At 66.6% G+C, this 18,458-nt stretch carries 18 protein-coding genes; all 18 read right to left on the bottom strand.

Annotation, left to right across the window (positions count from 1 at the left end):
* Positions 1–423 precede the first annotated feature (423 nt).
* The 18 genes from AC1DOC_RS00715 to AC1DOC_RS00800 all read right to left on the bottom strand — a co-directional run bounded on the left by AC1DOC_RS00715 (position 424) and on the right by AC1DOC_RS00800 (position 18,422).
* On the bottom strand, positions 424–777 hold the full coding sequence (locus tag AC1DOC_RS00715) for a hypothetical protein (protein WP_478081111.1): 354 nt from the start codon (positions 775–777) through the stop codon (positions 424–426).
* The gene (locus AC1DOC_RS00720; RefSeq protein ID WP_478081110.1) at positions 774–1,370 is read right to left on the bottom strand and encodes a glycoside hydrolase family 19 protein; all 597 of its coding nucleotides are present in this window, start codon (positions 1,368–1,370) and stop codon (positions 774–776) included. Before AC1DOC_RS00720 ends, AC1DOC_RS00715 begins: the two co-directional genes overlap by 4 nt.
* Positions 1,371–1,589: 219 nt before the next feature.
* Positions 1,590–2,030, bottom strand: coding sequence for a hypothetical protein (locus tag AC1DOC_RS00725; protein WP_478083774.1), 441 nt, complete (start codon positions 2,028–2,030; stop codon positions 1,590–1,592).
* Positions 2,017–2,412, bottom strand: a complete 396-nt coding sequence (locus tag AC1DOC_RS00730; RefSeq protein ID WP_478083776.1) for a hypothetical protein — start codon at positions 2,410–2,412, stop codon at positions 2,017–2,019. Before AC1DOC_RS00730 ends, AC1DOC_RS00725 begins: the two co-directional genes overlap by 14 nt.
* Before the next feature lie 10 nt (positions 2,413–2,422).
* A complete protein-coding gene (locus AC1DOC_RS00735) occupies positions 2,423–2,644 on the bottom strand; it encodes a hypothetical protein (protein WP_478080680.1) in 222 nt (73 codons plus the stop codon).
* A gap of 3 nt (positions 2,645–2,647) precedes the next feature.
* Complete coding sequence (locus tag AC1DOC_RS00740) at positions 2,648–4,519, bottom strand: hypothetical protein (RefSeq protein ID WP_478080681.1); 1,872 nt, start codon at positions 4,517–4,519, stop codon at positions 2,648–2,650.
* A gap of 1 nt (position 4,520) precedes the next feature.
* Positions 4,521–4,907, bottom strand: coding sequence for a hypothetical protein (locus tag AC1DOC_RS00745; RefSeq protein ID WP_478080682.1), 387 nt, complete (start codon positions 4,905–4,907; stop codon positions 4,521–4,523).
* Positions 4,904–6,292, bottom strand: coding sequence for a hypothetical protein (locus tag AC1DOC_RS00750; RefSeq protein WP_478083778.1), 1,389 nt, complete (start codon positions 6,290–6,292; stop codon positions 4,904–4,906). The genes AC1DOC_RS00745 and AC1DOC_RS00750 overlap by 4 nt, the downstream gene beginning before the upstream one ends.
* A gap of 1 nt (position 6,293) precedes the next feature.
* Entirely contained in the window at positions 6,294–7,511 is a 1,218-nt protein-coding gene (locus AC1DOC_RS00755; RefSeq protein WP_478080684.1) for a hypothetical protein, read from the bottom strand.
* Between the two features lie 11 nt (positions 7,512–7,522).
* A complete protein-coding gene (locus AC1DOC_RS00760) occupies positions 7,523–9,142 on the bottom strand; it encodes a hypothetical protein (protein WP_478080685.1) in 1,620 nt (539 codons plus the stop codon).
* An 11-nt stretch (positions 9,143–9,153) separates the two neighbouring features.
* Complete coding sequence (locus AC1DOC_RS00765; protein WP_478080686.1) at positions 9,154–11,205, bottom strand: autotransporter outer membrane beta-barrel domain-containing protein; 2,052 nt, start codon at positions 11,203–11,205, stop codon at positions 9,154–9,156.
* Between the two features lie 3 nt (positions 11,206–11,208).
* Positions 11,209–11,607 (bottom strand): hypothetical protein, encoded by a 399-nt coding sequence (locus AC1DOC_RS00770; protein ID WP_478080687.1) that lies wholly within the window; start codon positions 11,605–11,607, stop codon positions 11,209–11,211.
* A 2-nt stretch (positions 11,608–11,609) separates the two neighbouring features.
* Complete coding sequence (locus AC1DOC_RS00775) at positions 11,610–14,402, bottom strand: phage tail tape measure protein (RefSeq protein WP_478080688.1); 2,793 nt, start codon at positions 14,400–14,402, stop codon at positions 11,610–11,612.
* Between the two features lie 124 nt (positions 14,403–14,526).
* Positions 14,527–15,318 carry a phage tail tube protein gene (locus AC1DOC_RS00780; RefSeq protein WP_478083784.1) on the bottom strand — a complete coding sequence of 264 codons (792 nt, stop codon included), beginning with the start codon at positions 15,316–15,318 and terminating at the stop codon, positions 14,527–14,529.
* A gap of 25 nt (positions 15,319–15,343) precedes the next feature.
* Complete coding sequence (locus AC1DOC_RS00785) at positions 15,344–15,757, bottom strand: hypothetical protein (RefSeq protein WP_478080690.1); 414 nt, start codon at positions 15,755–15,757, stop codon at positions 15,344–15,346.
* A 2-nt stretch (positions 15,758–15,759) separates the two neighbouring features.
* Entirely contained in the window at positions 15,760–16,056 is a 297-nt protein-coding gene (locus AC1DOC_RS00790; protein ID WP_478080691.1) for a head-tail joining protein, read from the bottom strand.
* A gap of 16 nt (positions 16,057–16,072) precedes the next feature.
* Positions 16,073–16,405 (bottom strand): DUF2190 family protein, encoded by a 333-nt coding sequence (locus tag AC1DOC_RS00795; RefSeq protein WP_478080692.1) that lies wholly within the window; start codon positions 16,403–16,405, stop codon positions 16,073–16,075.
* Between the two features lie 34 nt (positions 16,406–16,439).
* On the bottom strand, positions 16,440–18,422 hold the full coding sequence (locus tag AC1DOC_RS00800) for a prohead protease/major capsid protein fusion protein (RefSeq protein WP_478083786.1): 1,983 nt from the start codon (positions 18,420–18,422) through the stop codon (positions 16,440–16,442).
* Between the last annotated feature and the right edge of the window lie 36 nt (positions 18,423–18,458).

Genomic DNA, 18,458 nt, shown 5'->3' on the forward strand with positions numbered 1-18,458 from the left:
GGCTCCAGTTGACCTGTAACGGTCGTTTACACTTGCCCCGCCTGTACAGGTGGGCAGGGCCTTGGCTGGGCTCACAGGTCACTCTGTGTGTTCGGTGGCCGTCGCCGGTGTTAGCGCACCGACGGCGGTCGCCCTGTTCTTTTTTCTATGAAGGGTGCAGGGGCGCTGTGCAGTGCTTGAGCGCGGCGCGAAGTTCGCCCTCGTACCCTTCACGTAGTTCCATTTCGGCCTGAGCCGCCGCGACGAAGCGGTCCGTGGGCACGCCCTCGGCCAAGGCCTCCGTCGGCATCGCCGGCCGAGCCGGCGTGTGCACACGGCATTCGATCGGAAGCGGCACGCTGATGGGCCGAAGTGGCGCAAGGCCGCAGGCGGTCATACAACAGACGCATGCAGCGCACATCGCGGCGCGGATGGCAGTCCGGTTCATCGTGCCGCCCTCCCCTTGATCCAATCGTCGATGCGCACGCGCGCACTGGCGCAGTCGTCGCCGGGCACCGCCGGCGGAGTGCTCAGAATCTGCTGCGCACGCCCTTCGTGCTTGGCCGCTGCCAGCCGTGCGGCCGCCTGGGCACGCCTCGTTTCTTCGCCTCGCTTGTCAGCCAGCTCGCGCAGTGCCTCCGTGGCATCGCTGCAGGCGCTGGCGGTGGCGCGGGCGCTGTCTCGCTCGGTGATCGTCGTCGCGACCTGGTCGCGCGCGCCGAGCCACGCCCAGCCGAGTGCAGCATTGCCGGCCACACTGAACGCCAGCAACCAGGCCCAAACCGGCATGACAGTCATTTGCTTAGCTCCTTGAAGGCCTTGGCGGTGATCGCCTTCCGCTCGGCCAGCTTGAGCCGGGCCAGACCGTTGACGCGGCCGGTAATGTCGTAAACGTCGCCACGCTCGGCTGCCGGTAGGCACTTCTTGTAGTCCGCGAAAAACCAGCAGGCGGTCAATGCCGCGTGCTTCGGCTGCAGCAACAGGCTTGGGTCGCCGGCATAGTTGAATCCGAGCGCATCGCCGGCGGCCTTGTAGGCGTCGAGCCACGTGAGCTGGATGAGTCCACGCCCGTGATAGCCGAGGTACCTCAGCCAGCTCAGGGCGTCCGGCTTCCGTAGGTAGTCCTCGGCTCGGTAGCCGCCCTTGACGAACAGGCTCGGGAACACTGCTCGCAAGCGATCGGCGGTGGTGTAGTAGAGGTCTTCCTCGACCACCGACAGCGGCCCACCGCGGCCCTCTGATTCGACGGCCACCTGGCCGAGCAGGCACGCGACAGCACTGACCGAGGTGATGCGAAATCGCTCCATGCCGTCGCTGAGATGCAAGGAGTAGCGCTCGGCGTTGGTGGTGGTGGCGCCGGTACAGGCCGCCAAGGTTGCTGTGTCGATCATGGCTTCTTCGGCTCCTTCGCCGCAGGCTTGCGGCCTTGTTTCATTGGGGAACGCCTGCGCATTGCAGATACAGCGCCACGAGAACCTCGGTGTGTTGGCCTCGCTGCGCCGCAGTGGGATTGGCAGGAAGCACCGGGATTGGCGGGCAGTCGCGCGCGGGCGGCGGTGGCGCTGCACAGGCCTGCAGCAGCATCGAGAGCACGAGGACACCGGCCGCTCTCATGGGCGCCCTCCTTGCAGCTTCTCGTTGGCGCGCTTGATGGTGTTGTTTACCGTGGTGGCTGGTGCCAGCGCAGGTGCGGCGGCCGTCGCCTTCGCCGCAGCTTTCGCCGTGATCGCCGCAGACGTTGCAGTCTTCGCCGCGGCGCCGACCTGGTCGGCGGCCTCACCCACGGCCTCAGCGGCGCTGGAGGTCACCTGGGCCGCAGTGGTAACCGTGTCTGCCGCCCGTTCGAGTCGCAGCCCATACGCCGTCTGCAGACGCGCAATTTCCGCGAGCGAATCCTGCTTCTGCTGTTGCACGCCGAGGAAGTAGCCGATGCTCACGCCCCCGCCAACGAGTCCGCCGATCACAACGCAGGCGTTGAAGACGTGCCGGATGGCGCGTGGCAGATGCTTCACGGGTTCGAGGGGTCCAAAGTCACTGTCAGCGCGGTGCATGGATCTGCTCCTGAAGGTTGCGGACCTGGTCGCGCAGGCCCTGCATTTCTTTGCTCTGTGTTTCCAGCTTCAGGTTCTGCGCCTCGAGCTGGCGGTTCATCTCGGCGAGCTGCCCCTCCATTCGGGCCAGTTGCCGAAAGGCTTCGTTGCGTTCCTCCGCGAACTTGTCGGCACGCGTCGTCATCGCGACAAGCGCCGCGTCGGAGCGCTCTGCGACGTCCTTCCAATGCGCGATCGCCGAGACGTTGGCCTCAGTGTTCGCGCCGTCGAGCTGCCGCTGTCCGCGCTGGCTCCAGAGATAGAGCGCCACGGAGACGCCCACGGCCGCGGCGCCGCCAAGCACGCCCTTCAATTCGGTGAACAGTTGGATGAAGTCGCCCATGTTTCTCTCTCTAGATCTCGATGACTTCGACAGGCAGTGCGGGCGCTTCGCCCTCGATCACGCCGTCACGCACAAACACGGGATCGCCCACCGCGCCGCTGCCCCGCGCGGTTAGCAGCCCGCCACCGGGCAGCTGCACAGTGGCCACCTCGCCGTCGAGCGCAGTGATGGTTCCGACCTGCAGCGGGCGCGCCGGCAGCAGGTCAAGGAAGACGCGGTAGATGTTTCGCATGGGTCAGTCCACGTGTGTCTCGAGGCCGATGGTCTGGCGCAGCACCGGGCGGTCCCAGCTCACGGCGGTGCTGCGCACGAGGCCGAGCCGCGTGGTGGGCCCGTCGACGTAGCGCACCAGCGCGCCCGGCTGGATGATTCCGGTCTCGGCCAGCACTGGCATGCGCAGCGTCACGAGCGCCTGGCGGCCGGTGTTCGACAGTTCCGCGAGGCCTCGCTGCCGTGCGGCGATCGCATTGGTGATCAGCGGATGCGTGACCATCGGTGCGACCGAGCCGCCCGCGGTACCGGCGCGGGTGACCTGCCCGAGCACGCCAGCGCTCGTGGTTCCGCCCACGAAAATGCGGTCGTAGGTTGGCAGGCTGCGCCATTCGATGCCCTCCACGCTGGCGATGGCGCTCGGCAGCTCGAAATCCGGTGTGAGCGTGTTCCAGGTCCACGGCGTGGCCGGGTAGCGCGGCAGCACGCGCAGCGTTGCCGCAGTGCGGTGTGGCTGCACATAGCCGCCGGCGGCCCGGACGATGTCCTGCACCGCGGCGATGTAGGTACCTTGGATGTTCCACGTGCCGCCGGGCACGGCCCAGTCCTCGAGGCCCCAGGCCACATCCCAGCCGATGCCCACGCCGTTGATTGTTAGAGCAAGCGCGGCGAGCTGCTGCGCGTTCAGCGGGTCCGCGCTGAAGTGGTTCAACGTCGGTGCATACGGCGCATCGAGAATGGCCGCACGCCCCCTGCCCTGCACGCGAATGCGCGCCTTGCCGAAACTGCGCTCGCGGCTGTAGCTCTCTGCGCACAACCGAAAGGCCACGCCGTTGATTGAGGTTTCGATGTCAACCGGATCGCCATCGCCGCCCGGCTCAATCAGCGCCAGGGCAGCGGCCGGCAGCGAGGCGCTCCAGGCCCAGGTCCACGAATCCACATCGAGACTCATGCTGAAGGCATCCGCCTCGATGGATGCACCCGTGTCTACACGGTGCAGCGTGATGTGGTTTTCCACTACGTAGACCCTCCTGACGGGAACAACGACGGTTTCACCGGGGCCGGGCCCGTCGTGGCGCTCGCACACAAAAACAAGATCGGTGTCCGAGCTCCAAGGGGCATCGAACAAGAGGTCGGTGTCGGGGACGTAGCACGGGTCCTCAGGCTGCGGCGGCGTGGTGGCTGAGATGCCGGGCGGCGGCTTGATGGCGTCCTGGTAGCGCGTGGTGCGGCCGACGCTGATCGGCTTGCCATAAGCTTCGAATGCCGTGAGACCGACGAAGAATGGCTTCGCGTCTTGGAACCGCGCGACGGCTGCGCGGCGCACGCGAATGCCTTCCTGAAAGCGGATGCCCGACACCGCGCCGGCGCGCAGCGCATCCTGGAACCGGGCCTTGGTACCGAGGCGCTTGCCCAGGGCGTTCTGATAGCGGATGCCCACGATGGCGCCGCCAGGTGCACCGTCCTGGAACCGCACGCCCACGTTTCGCCGCACCGGCTGGCCGTCTTGGAACCGCACCGCGGCGCCCACGGCCAGCGGCGCCGCATCGGCGAAGCGCACCGCCATGGTCGACGAGAGAGGCTGCCCATCCTGCTGCCGGATGCTGGTCCCGACCTCGATCGGCACGGCTTCCTGAAAGCGCACGCCAAGCCGCGAAACGAGCGGGCGCTGCGTGTCGGTGAAGTAGCGAACCTCGCCGAGCACGTCGGGCATTCCTGCGTCGATTGCACCGCCGATGCTGAAGCCCAGCGCCACGCGGCCCAAGACATCGGGCATGCCGGCGTCGATCTCGCCGGAGACGATCGCATCGGAGATGGGATTGCTGCCGTCGTCACCGAAGACCAGGTCGCCGGTGGTGAGCGGTGCCGCGGCGAAGAGAAGATCGACAGCCGCCACATCACACCACTTTCAGTTCAGCGAGGATGGCCCGGGCGCCGGCATACAACAGCGTGCCCGTGGTGCCGCTGATCTTGAGCGCGCCGGTGCCGTTCTCGTCGGACACATCACCAGAGCCGAGCAGCGTGCCCGCTCCGTTGTAGAGATTGAACGCGGCGGCGTTGCCCTGCACGAGGATCATGTCCCCGGCACTCTCCCCTTGCGCAAACTCGAGCGCGTGATCGATGAAGGTGACGCCGGGCCGCGCGAAGACCATCGTCACGAGCGCAACGCCCGAGCCGTCGAGCAGGTTGGCATAGGCTGGGTTGACGGGGTCGGCATCGATCAGAGCAGCGATTCCGCCCACGAGTCGTGCATCCTTGAAGGCCTGAGTGGGGAGGAAGCTCATGCGATCAACTCCACACCGCCGTTGGCAAGGGTCAGGCCATCAGCCACCACCGCCCGAAATGCCAAATCGTGATCGAAGCTGATCACAAAGTAGGTTTCGACCTCGTCGACGTAATCGAACGAATAGGCGCCCGTGCCCGGCGTGCTCCAGACCTCGCGGATGCGCTCCCCGTCACGCATGCGGTACAGGCGCACGCGCTCGGACACCGGCACGTTCGGCGAGCCCTTGTCCTTGGTCGTGCCTTTCACTCGGCCGATGCCCTGCCCAAGCAGGACGCCAACGAAATCTTTCCGCCCGCGCAGGCGGTCGCGCAGCATGGCGCCCAGATAGGCAGGTGTCGCGCCCGATGTAGGGAGGACCACCATTGATTGCTGCTTGACGTAGCCGGCCTCCAACACGATGAGCGAATGCGTCTCCTCGGCCTCGCGGACTTGCAGGGTGTTGAAAAAGGCCGTGGCGTTGTATGACCGCACGCCCACCTCGCCCGCGACGGCGTGCGTGGTGTCCGTGCCGGACAGCTTCAGCACCCCATTCACATACACCTTGTAGGCCGACCCGGTCATCGTCACCCGCAGCGTCAGGTCGCCGCTGCCCGTGAGCCCGTGAGCGACCGACGCGATGGCCGTGTATCCAGGCGTGGAACTGTTCGTTCCCTTCCCGATGTACACATTGCCCGCGCCGACCCCGGCCGCGTAGCCGTAGGTGTCGTTCGCGTTGCCCCAGTACGAGGTACGGAACACGACGGACGGCTCGCCCTGCAGGTTGATCACGGCCGTGATGTCCACGTCGGCCATGCTGGGCATCGTGGCGAATCGCACCTTCACATCCGTCACTGAACCCGGTGAAATCTGCAGCCGGTAACCGTTGGCAATACCATGGAAAACGCTGGAGCCGGTCGAGTACGTCGTCTGTCCGGCAATGCTCTGATCTGCCCAATTTTTATCGAACCGCAACGTGCCGGGAACGGTGCGCGTCGTGTTGGCGGTTTTTGTGCGCGGGCCCGGCCACCGGATGCCAACGAACGGCATCGAGTAGCGATTCGCCCAGGTGGTCCCGTCATCGGACCATTGCAGATTTGCCGCCACGGGGAACAGCAATGGGCTGTCGGCCGCGCCGAGCAGGATGTTCGTGACATCGACATCCCCACCCCCGCCGAAATCCCAAGCGAGAACCAGCCCTTTCGCGATCGCCCACGCGGCACCCGTCGCGAGATCGTCGTCTTTGAGATTCGAGAGCGAGCCTGTCGATGGCGCCACATTGCTCGTCAGCGTGGCCGCAGCGTCGACGCGCGTGGTTTCGCTGAACAGCTGAAATTCGCTGATCGCGAGTGCGCCCGAGGCATAGGCCTCCAGACTTCCGACACGCCAGTAACGGTGCGCGGCCATGTCAGCGCCACGGTCCCGTGATGTCGATCATCACGACGCCCGTATTGGCCGCCGATGCGGCGGCCGCCATGTTGACCGTCGCCCCCACGCAATTCATCGCCACGAGCGTGCGCCCTGCGAGCACACCGGCCCCCGGCGTCTTGTCGCCTGCCTTGAACGTGTTCCACACAAGGGTTTGCGTCACTGAGTAGAAGCCCGGCAGCTCCGCACGCGGATACGTGGTGCCGCTTTCCACGATGAGCTTCTTGGAAAGGTACAGCGCCCCATCGACACGATTCGGGAATGCGCCATGCAGATCGGTCACGCCGCTGTATTGCGCCCCGAGATTTCCAAGACCCCAGATTTGCGACGTTTCAAAAACGGCGCTGCCAAGACCGGTGTAAGACCTCGGGCTCGAAAGTTGCGCGGCTTGGTTATTGCCCAGGCACCCGTCAATGGCTGCCGGCGTGGAGTTCACGCAGTAGTGCACAAACGCCGAGTAAGGATCGCCGCCGGGGCGCAGCGCAATCGGATCGCCGAAACCCCGGACCGCTGCGATCTGGAATGTGGAATTGCTGGAGTAGCCAACCTGAATTGAGTGATACACCATGCGGCTGTCACCGACCAATTGCCACGCGACGGCGGCGGCCGAGGCCACTTGGCTCTTGCCCCAGTAGCCCCCACCCGAAACCTGCGCGTTTGTAGGGAACGCACCGAGCCCGGTGTCCACGTCGGACATCGTCTCGTAGCCCACCACCCGCACGATCTGCGCGCCGGTGTCGTCGACGCGGAAATACATGCCACTCGATGCCGGGTCGTTGCTCTTGTAAACCGCTTTGTTCGTGCCACTGAAAGACTTGAGCCAGCCCAGCGGCGCCATCTTCATCGTGATGGTGCCGGTGTAGGTGCCATCGGGCAACGTCGTGGCCCATGTCGTCGTCGTGGCGGAAGGCCGCGCCACGACCTTCTGCTCGCCGTTAGCCCCCGCGAAGCCGGTCGGTCCGCCGGTCACGCCGGCGATCAGCACGACCGTGTCGACGAGCGACGAATGAGTGCCGGTAAAGGTGGCGGTCATCACGCCGCCGGCCGCGACCAGGGAGGTCAGGGTCTTGGTGTCGAAACCGTCTTTGAGCAGGGCATCGAACAGCGCGATCATCGAGCCGACCGTGCCACTGAGCACGGGCGCGCCCGACATGGTGCTGCTGAAGTATTTGACGCTGGTGTCTACGGGAGATGTCATGTGCTAAGCCTTCAAAGAGGGTTGTCGATGTCGCCACGGGCGAGCAGCTCGAAGGAGTAGTCGAGGTCCGCCGCCGGACCTTGCTTCACGGTTCGCGCAATCCAGAGCGTTGGCAATGCGCCCACTGTGGGCACAAAGACGACATTGCCAATCGACCAGCCGCTGCCCCAGCCGGCAATCGGGATGCTGAAATACGGCGTGTTGGTGTAGGGGTTGATCGGCGCGATGACCGTGTTGATGCTGTAGTTGCCCAGGTTGCCCACGTGCTCGCCGATCACGTCCACGGTCTGCGTGGTCTTGAACACCAGCGCGAAACGCTCGGTGCGCGCCCCACGGTTCGTAACCGTGATCGGGAAGCTGGTGTCGTTGTAGGTGGCTGGCGCAGGGTTGCCCACCACGCTGTCCGACCAAGTGATGCCGTCCCAAGTCGCTTGGTCGAACACGGGCTTCACGCGCGCACGCAGGTCGCCGAGCATCATGGCGCTCGAGATGTAGGAGCCCGCCGGGAAATCGTGCGTCAGCGCCTTGAGGCCGGTGATGTCCCCGTTGATCTGCGCATCGCGGATCTGCGACATGTCTTCGATGTAGTTCGCCACGCGCACCGGCTGYGAGTAGCCGGTCACGTCCACCCAGGTGACGATGCCGGCCTCGCGGTCGACGGTGTAGCCCGTCTGGATGGTCGCGTTGTCGTTGCCGATCACGCGCACCCGCGACAGCCGCGTGCGGCCGACGTTCACGGTGCCGCCGTTGACGGCCGTTGCCGGCGCGGTGGTCTGCTTGTGGCTCAAGACATAGAAGCCGCCCGAACGGAAGATCGGCACGCGGCCGTCTGTGGGCAGGCGCACCGGGTCGATGCCGAGCAGCGCCGCATCCAGCGGCAGGTAGGTGAACGCGACGGCGTTCAGCCGGACGGTCTCCTGCCGGATCAGGTCGATGTAGGCCGTGGTCAGGCCCGGGATGCCGAGGAACGACACGTCGACGAGCGACTGCCCCGCCGGGGCCGAGGGCGTCACGCCCACCAGCATGACCACGCCGGTGGTGTAGTTCACGCGGCCCTTGATGCGGGTCGTGTTGATGATGCCGTCGCCGTCGGCGCCGACATTGAAGGTGGTGCCGTCCTGCATGGTCCCGAGCACGGTCAAGCTGCCGGTGCGCAGCGGCGCAGTCGGCACGCGGAAGGTGATGGCGTAGGTGGCGAACGGCGTGTCGCTGCCGTTGATGGGCGCCGCGGCGAGCGCGCGCCAGTTGGTGACAGCGGGCAAGCCACCGGCCGCCCAGGCGTCGAGCAGGACCTCGCCCTGCCCCAGCGACATGTTGCCAACCGTGGTGCCGTTGCCAGTGACGGGCGAGATGTCCTGCTGCACTTCGCCCGAGGCCTTGACCACGTAGTCCTTGCCGCCACGGCTGAAGCGCGCGCCGGAGATGGAGAACGCATTGGCGACGTTGGTCTTCAGGTGCAGGTGGTCCATCGTGCCGGAGAGGCTGTCGACGGCCGGCGTGGTGTTGGTGAACTGGGCGGCGGCCGAGGTCACCCCGCCCAGGTTCAGCGAGAGGATGGTGCTCGCCGCCACCTGCGCGAATGGCACGCGCTTGTAGGAAGATCCGCCGGCGTTGAGATAGATATCGCTCATGAGTGCTCCGGTCAGGCTTGGGCGACCAGCGTGTACCAGGGGCCGTTCGACGAATCGGCCAGGTAGACGTTGTCGAAGGCGGTTAGCTGCAGGGCGACCGGCAGCGGCAGGATCGTGTTGGCGTTGAGCACAAAAGTGCCCGCCGCATAGTTGACGGTGCCCACCGCCACGAGCGCGTCGCCCAAGTGCGCCACGAGCGCGCCGGCGCCGTCGTCGCTGACCAGGTAGGTGGCGGCTGCGCCCCAGTTCACGATCGGGTTGGCGAGGTACTGGGCGCGCAGCTGGCCGGTGAGCGTGAAGCTGACCGAGCCCGGCGTGATGCCAGTCATGCCGAAGCCGCCCGAGCCGCTGGCGATGGTGAGCGTCGCGGAGGTCTTGGCAGCGCTGTTGATGTTTACGGTGATGGGCGTGCCGGGCGCGGGCAACGTGGTCGGCGAGAGACGGATCGTGCCGCTGGCATAGCTCACCGAGCCGGTGCCGTACCCGGTCAGCCCGCCCGCGCCGTTGTCGGTCACGGTGCGCGTGGTCGCCCCGTCGAGCCAGGTGATGGTGAGCGCGCCGGGCTGGATGACCTTGGAGCCGGCATTGAGCGACGACTCGCCCGAGGTATTGAACGGCCAGTAGAACTTGCCGTTGTTGTCGAGCGTGAGCACGTCGCTGTCGCGCGCAGCTGCTGGCTCGACCCACTGCACGATGATGTAGCTGCCCACGTCAGGAAGCGCGCCCAGCGTGACGGCCCAGGTGCCACTCGTGAAATTCAGGTTGCCCGAGCCGTAGCCGCTGTCCGCGCCGCGAATGGCACCATCGCCCTGCTCGCGCAGCACGTACCAGCGGCCCTGGCTCATGTAGCTAATCGAGAGCGTGCCGCGCACTGGTGCCGGTTCGATGGTGCGCACATAGCTCAGCGAGCGGGTTTCCTGCTTGACCTCGAAGCCCATCGACTGGTTGACCGACTGCGGCGCCGCGGCGGGGGCATATGTCACGGTGAAGGTGAGGCCGCCGGTACCGAAGATGTTGGTGGTCAGGGCCAGCACGCCGTTTTCGTAGTCGACGGTGCCCACCTGCGCACCGCCGCTCATGAGCCGGCCGCCGCTGTCGGTGACGGTGATGGCGCCATTGACCACGGACAGAGAGCCCGGGGCGATGCCGCCGCCGATGAAGAGGTTCTGGGTGGTCGTGAATGTGGCGGTGATCGACTGGACGATGGCGCCGCCAGTCGACACCGCGCCGGCCGTCAGCTGGTTGGTCCGGGCGTCGGCGATGGGCGTCTCGATCTGCGCGCTGGGTACAAGCTGCGTGAAGATCGACTCGCCCTTGATGGTGAAGTCACCCATGGACGCGGCTTCGGTCAGCTTGGTAACGCCGTAGTAGCGTGCGGCGTTGGCCACCACCGTGTCGCTCAGCTTGGTCAGCAGCGCGATCTGCGCCTTGGTGTACTCGAAGCGCGACATGTCGAAGCCGGGGAAGTCGACCGCCAAGGTGCTGGCGAATCGCAGGGTCAGCACGTAGCGCTGGTAGGTCCCCTTGTCGTCTTCAAACGTGCGCAGTTCGGACGCCGCCTCGGTGATGCGCACGTACTGCTGGAACTGATCGGGGTAGCCCTCACGCTTGGTCAGCACGAGCGTGGAGCCGATGGCCGGCAGGTTGTCGGTCTTCTGGTACACGAGCAGCGTGTCCTGCCCGCTGACGTGGTTGCCGTACAGGTAGCCGGCGTACTGCGGCCCAATGGAAAGGTACGCTTCCATGCGCGACACGGCCGAGGTGCGCCGGTCGAAGGTCTCACCAGTGTTGAACAGCGTGGCCGAGACGTTCGGGTCGTCGGGCGGCATCGAGACGACGATGTTGGCGTCGAGGAAGTCGTCGACGGTGTCGGTGTCGACGTGCAGGCCGAGCTTGCGCAGGCTCACGCGGCCGCCCGAGCGCGCGACCTCTGAAATGTCGGGAAAGATGGCATTGCTCGCGCCGTCAACCACGACTTCGCCGGTGGGCGCACCGCCGCCCTCGGGGACGTCCTGCATCACCTGGGTTTTGAGGAACTTGATGTCGCCTTCGTTGATTGGCATGGGTCAGACCTCGATGAGCCGCACGGTGGCGACGTAGGGGAACGTGTCAGGGGGGAGTTCGGGCCGCGCAATGGGGGCCGCCTCGACGGGTTGATCCACCGGCGCGAACTGCACGGTGAACGTGCGACCGTCGGCCAGCGTCAGGAGGTGTTCACCCACTGCATCCGATGCTGCGAGGGCGCGCAGCGCCTCCACGACGCTGCGACGGATCCAGCCGGCGGTCGCCTCGCCGCGCAGCGTGATGGGCCTGCCGGCCTGCTTGACCGCAGCGTCGATCAGCAAGGCGCCCGTGACGGAGTACTCGGCCGACTTCTGCACGGCGCTCCAGGCGAACTCGTCGTCCCAGACCATGCCGCGCGGCAGCTGGAGGGCGCCCAAAGTGTGGAAGGTGGTGGTTGCCATAGTCAGGGAGCCGAGGTGCTGCGCGCCTGGCCGAGCCGCTGCAGCAGGTCCTGCAGCATGTCGGCACCAGCGTTGTCGGTGTTGAGCGAGCCGAAGCTCTGCCCGTTGACATTGAGGTCCACGCGAACGGTGCGCGTGGATTCCGGCCGAGGGATCGTGGAAGGCTGCTGCGCCTTGCTGTTGGCGGTGCCGAACGTGTACTGCTCGGCCGCCTTGAGCAGCGCCATGCTGAGCGTGCCGCCATCGCCGCCGTATTTCTTCTGGCCCGGGTTGTTGAAGAAGGGAATGTCGCCCTTGGAGTCGGAAAACTCGCTCGCGATTTTTCGTGCGATCGAGTCGTCGTCTACGCCTGCGGCTTTCAGGAAGGCGGCAATGCCGGTGCGGGTGCCCAGGTCTGTGCCCGCGCCGCGCATTTCCCCGCTCATCTGCGTCGACTTCACCGCCTGGTTGGGGCCGAGGATTCCAAGCTGATCCTCGGGCCGGAGGTAAGTGCCATCCGGCAGGCGCCCGCCGCGTGCAACGCCCGGAGCTCCCGCACCGCCGCCAGCAGAGCCGCCCGAGCCAGCGCCACCTGGCGCGCGCACGCCGCCCACCACCTTGCCGTAGTTCTGCGCGGCCTTCGCGGCACTGTCGAATCCGCCAGCGAGGCCCTTCAGCGCAGCCGACGTCTGGACCAGCTGCAGCGTGGCCTTGCCTGCATCGTCCACCTGCACCTCATAGCCTTTGGCCGCCGCCTGCGCAGACACCCAGCTGGGCACCACCCCTTCGTTCGCGGTGATGGCCGCTTCGGCAGCCTTCGCCCAAGCGGCAGCGATGGCATCGGCGCTCGCCTGCCCGCTTTCGCGGATCAGATCGAAGTCCGCACGCGCCGTCTCCGCTGCAATGCGCAGCGATTCCTTCGTCTGCAGGCCCATACGCGCAAACGCCGCCTCGATGGCCTTCGCCTGCTGTTCCTGCTTCCTCGTGTTGTTCTCGGCAGATGCGGCCGCGGCGTCGGTGGCAGCCTTGAGCTTGACCATGACTTCGGCGGCACGCTGCACGTTGCCGGTGGCGATCGCCTGCGCGTACTCGGCTCGCAGTGCTTCCTGCGCGGCCGTCGCCTCCTGTGCCTTTTTGGCCTGCTCCGCATGGGCCGATGCCGCCGTGCGGGATTTCTCCGCCGCCGCAGCGTTGGCCTCGGCCGCCGCCTGGAGCGTGGTGGCCATGGCTGTATAGGCCTTCGCGGCACCAGCCGCGGCGACCGTAGCGGCATCGGCCTCCGTCGTGAGTGCTTTCCACCCGTCACGAGCCGATTGCGCGCCCTCGGCGGCTCGGTCAAACGCAGCACTGGCTTGTTGGGCGTACGCCTCGGTGACGCCCGCCATGCCCTGCGCAGAGTCGCGGACATCGTCGGCGGCCTGCTTGAATGCCGCCGAGACGTTTCCGACGGTGATCTTCGACAGGCCCTCGATGATGAGCGAGACGCCGCTGAGGATGTTCGACGTCACGCCCGCGAACGACTCGGCGATCTTGAAGATGACGCCGATGAGCACATTGGCCCCGCCGGACATGACACCCCAGGCGGTTTGCACCACGTCGCTGGTGGTCTTCGCCCGTCGGCTCAGGTCGTCAAGCGTCGCGCCGACGCGCTCGGCGAACGCGAGCGCGCTCGAGGTGGCCGCGCCGAAGTCAAAGCTCGCGGCGAAGTCGCGCACCCACTTGATTGCGGCCTGGAACGCCGTGGCAATGGCGGTGCCGAACTTCGCCACTGTTCCATCGTTGACCGCAGCACGCAAAGAACCGGCGAGCTGCTCTGCCGCTTTCGTGAGGACCGGCAACACGGGCGTGCCCAGCGTGTTGGTCACGAACTCCCAAGCGCGCCCCAACCCGCTCACGGCGCCGTTCAGGTTCTCCTGCATGACCTTTGCGGTCGCTGCAGCGCTGCCCTCGGAGTCTTTGAGGGAGCGCGTGAGTTCGTCCAGCTTCCCAATGCCTTGGTTCAGCAGCGCACGCAGCGCGGGCCCGGCTTCGGTGCCCACGGCATTGATCGCTCGGCTCGCGCCCGGGCCGCCTTTGCCGAGCTCGCGCAGGGCGGTGCTGAAATCCACCGTCGTGATCCCGGCAGCAGCCAACTCCGTGCGGAACTTGCTGGCCGGGTCACTGAACTGGGCCATGATGGCGTTGAGCGCCGTACCAGCGCGGCTCGCGTCGATGCCGGCGTCAGCGAATTTGCCGATGATGGCAACCGTCTCTTCGAGGCTCAGACCAAGCGAATTGGCCAGCGGCGCGGCATAGCTCAACGCCTGCGCGAGACCGGTCACGCTCGTGTTCGTGGCGTTCGCACCCTTGGCGAGCACGTCGGCAACCCGACCCGCTTCCGTGAAGGAAAGCCCGAGCCCGTTCACCGCCTTGGTGATGTATTCCGCTGAGATTGCAAGCTCGATGTCGCCCGCAGCGGCCAGGCTCAGGACCGCGGGCAGCGTGGCGACCGCGTCCTTGGCACTCAGCCCCGCCTTCGCGAGATTCTCAAGCGCACTCGCAGCTTCCACTGCACCGAATCTGCCGGACGCGCCCGCGTCTTCTGCCGTCTTGCGCAGCAGCTTCATTTCTTCTGCGCTAGCGCCGGTTGCGGCCTGGACCCTGCTCAGTGCCGCCTCGAGGTCGGCCGCCCCCTTGATGACTCCGACGAACGCCTTGACGCCGAAGTAGCCGAGGATGGCTGCGCCCACAGCTGCGACTTTGGCTTGCAGCTTGTCGAACACCGCGGACGCATCGTCCTTGGCGTTGATCAGTATCTGAATCGGCTTGAAGGCCACGGGTTCACTCGTTCAAAAAGACGGGTGCCGGCGGCACCGACGATGGCGGCGCATGAGGCCTCGTGAGAAGCACCATGCGTCGCCACTGCCCGCCACCGCGGTGGCGGCGGGCGGGCGCATGGGTTTAGGCGACAACGACCGGGCGACCGTCGGCGTAGATCGCCTCCGCGTTGGCCGACTTGAGCACCTCGAGGCCGAACTGCATCTGCACGAACTCGGTGCCCTCGGCAACGATGGGGAGGTCTCCCGTGGGGGTCAGCGTGACCTTCGGCATGAAGAAGTCGCGGTTGGCGCCGGAGGCGTTGTCCGCCACGATCCGCAGCGCGCCGTGCGTTTCGGCGGTCGCGCCCGAACGCACCGTCTCGTAGCTGCCTGCGCCCGGCGTGTAGCCGAAATGGACGTTGCCGGCGGCGATCGCGCCGCCGATCACGATCTGCACGCGGCCGGTGTCGAGATCGACGTTGTAGTCATCGCCCACGTCATAGGTCGTTGCGCCGTCGGTGCTCTTGACCGTAACGGCGGACACCTTGCGCACACCCAGCGGATTGGCTGCGGTGGCACCCAGCTGATAGAAGCGACCAGGCGTCACTGCACGCACTTCGCCCGTCACTGGCGTGGTGACTTGGTTCACCGTGGCGCGCGTGCCCGAGAGCCACAACGCGAAGTTCGCCGCGCTGAAGTTGTCGCAGTTGACGTTGCCGGAGCGGTTTACTTCGACGATGAGCGATTCGTCCTTCTCGCGCAGGCCCTTTTCCGAACTGAAGTGCTCGGCCTTCGTGGTTTCGATGGTGAGGGTGACCCCGGGGCAGTTGCCCATGGCGATCTCGCCGGTCAGGTTGCCGTTGGCGTCGAACGGATCGAAGAACACGCGGCCGCGCGGAATGGCGTATTCATTTTTTGCGTAGACCATGCCCATGATGAAGCTCCAGAAAAATCGAGGTTCACTCGTGCCCGTCGTAGCGGGCCTGAGTGGTGAAAGTGAGATCGATGCCGACAAGGCCGTCTTCGGGGTACTGCGGTGGCGTCACCTGCAGCAGGCGCAGACGCTCCCAGCGCCGCCCGCCGACCTCGCCCGAGGGCGCCCAGTTGTGCAGCGATGCCATTGCGGCGGCGAATGCGGCGTCGACCAAAGCCACGGCCGCGTCGCCGCGCTTGGCGATCAGCGTGACGCGCCATGCCGCCTGGACAGCAGCGGCACCCGCCTTGCTGTCCGCCACGTTGCCGTCGACGAAAGAGACCGAGGCCAACGGCCAACCGTCTCGGCGGCCGGCATCGCTTGCGAAGCCCATGACTTTCCAGCCGGCGGCCAAGCCACTGCGCAGCTGTTCGACGATGACCGGTTCTAGTGCCAACATGGTCAGGCCGTCCCGAGCACGACGCGGATGAAGCCCGAGCCATCGGGCTCGGCGGTGATCACCTCGTAGGCGACACCGCCGATGCTCAATGCGTCACCGCGCTCGAGCGCGCCAAGGCCGTCCACAGGACCGGTGCACTCCGGCGCGGCCGCGTCGGCCTCACCGCCGAACGGCCCGGCATAGGGCTTCTCGAAGATCACCGGCACATCCACGCCGCCCACCACCGCCACTGCATTGCAGAGGCGGCCAAGCACCGCCGCGTTGGCGCGGGCTTCGGAGGCGGCGAATGGTGCGAGCATCGGCGGGGGCGTGCGCTTAGACGCTGACGCCGTTCAGGCGGACGCGGGCAACGGTCTCGCCGTTGGCTTTCGCACTGACGAACACACCGATCAGCGAGTTGTTGGTCGCGGTGCCCGTCACGTTCTTCGCCGTGTCGTCCCAGTAGGCCTTCGCGCCCGCCGCGCCGGTTGCGGCCGTGGCTGCGGTCAGATCGAAGACTCCGGTCGTCTTCATCTCGCCCTGGGCGCCCGAGGCGTAGCTGCCCGACGACACGCCGAACAGCGAGCCGACCAGCACGCCGGCGCCGGACGCGATGGCGGCCGCCGCGATGAAGGTGATCATGTCACCGGGTTGAACGTAGTTCTTCATGGTTCAGATTTCCTATTGCCGGTGGTGGTGGGAATCAGGCGCCGTTCGCCTTGACCAGGCCGCGGTACTCGAGCGCCTTGGCCGCGAAGTCGAGGCGAGCCTTGATCTCGGTGCCGTCGACCTCGAAACCTTCGCGCGTCTCGGTGACCGGGCCGTCGGCGCCGTCGAGATAGGCGAACTCGACCGTGTCGACGACCGCGTTCTCGGCCGCGAGGTACCAGGCTGTGGCGCTGGTCTTGTCCAGTTCGGGATCGACCACCACGGTGAGTGCGCTGCGTCCGCCGGCGGCGAACTCGTTGATGCCGGCCTGGGAGGTCGGCACGTAGGCGTTGCTGGTGAGCTGGTACGCCAGGGTTTCGAGCGCCGAGGGCACGATGAGGTACTTCGGGGCGAGATTCAGCGACTCGCCAGCCTGGCCCGTTTGCTTGCGCATCTTGGCGCGGCCCGCGGCCAGTCCATCGAGCGACAGCGCGGAGCCGGCGCCAGTCAGCAGGTTGTTGTGATCGGCATGGAACAGGGCCTTGCCGTCAGCCATCAGCGGGTTGCCCGCCAGCTGCGCGTACACCAGCGTGTTCTCCAAGCGCTTGGCGCTGGAACCGAACATGCCGATCAGGCGATCGAAGCCGCGCAGGTCGTCATTGATGATCGCCTGGCGGGTCATCGCGACAATGCGGCCGTAGGTCGCGAGCTGGTAGGTCTCGCTGCCGTCGCCGAACGTGCCGTACTTGAACTCGCCGTGCTCGTTCACTTTCAGAAGCTCGGGACCGGCGCCCATGCTCACCACCTGCACCGGCTTGAAGTCCGAGAGGTTCGGGCCGCGGCGGGCCCAGACGGCGTAGGTCGCGGGGAAGGCGCTGTAGACGGCGCTCAGGCGGCGCGACGCGACGTTGGTGAACAGCGCGCCAAAGTCGCTGGTGGTGTGCATGCCAGCGGCGCGAACCTGCAGCATCTGGCGTGCGATGTTCATCTTGTCCATACCGCGCGTGCTCACACCGCTGCGCTCCAGATGCTCGCGGCCCATCTCCACGAGCGTCAGGTGGCGGAACTGCCGACCGTTGTCGGTCAACTTGAAGGCCGGGTCCAGACGCGAGAACAGCGCGTCTTCCATGCCACGGATGCGGGTTTCGGTCTCGTCGCTGACCGTGGCGATGCGGGTGTTCTGCTGGCCACCCGATGCGGCATCGCGAACGGCGATGGCATTCAGGATCGCGTCCTTGGCGGCGGGCAGATCGGCGCCGGCACGGATGAGCTGCGCAGCCATGTGCGGGACTGCGTGACGCGTGCACAGGTCGCTGATGTCAGCGGCGCGTTGCGTCAGGTCGTCGGCGCCACGGGCCACAGCAGGCGCGGCGGCGACGGCCGGGGCAGCGGCGTTTTGCGTTGCGGCGTCAGCCGGTTGACCCGCGCCTTGGTTGTCTTCGGGAGGCATAGAAGTGTCCTTCGAGATGGATGCGGCCTTGCCGCGGGTGATGAATTCGCAGGGTTCGGTGCGCGGCGCGCCGGGCTCGCCGGCGGACCGTGTCGACGCGCCGGGGTCAGCCGGCACGCTCACGAAAGAAAGTTCTTGCGGCATCCAGCGCGTGGCGGTCCACAGCGGCATGGCGCCGTCGTCAGGCTCGTCGTCTACGAGGTAGCGCTGCACCGAATAGCCGACGCTGATGGCGCGCAGCACTCCGGCCTTGATGTCGGCGACGGTGCCGGCCTTGGCCGGGTCCGACGACAGGCGAAGCGTGGCGCGCGCCTCGTCGCCCTCGACCCAGGCGCGCACCACGACGCCGAGCACGCTTCGCACCCCGCTGTACATGTCGTGGTTGTCGAGCACCTGCACCACACCGGCCTCAACGCGTGTGAGGTCGATGGCGGCGGCGCTTACCTCCAGTTGTTCCTCGTAGCGCTGGCCGGTAGACCAGTCTCGGCGCGCAACCCGCGCGCCGGCCGAGAACACCACGTCGACTGTGTTCTCGGCTTCGTTGAACGTGGAAGGCACCAGCGCGCCAGCACGAACCTGCGCGGGCACGTCCTTGTTGCTGGCCTTGCGTGTGTGGAGTTGGGG

The organism is Variovorax sp. 01T439_2 (assembly GCF_056398445.1).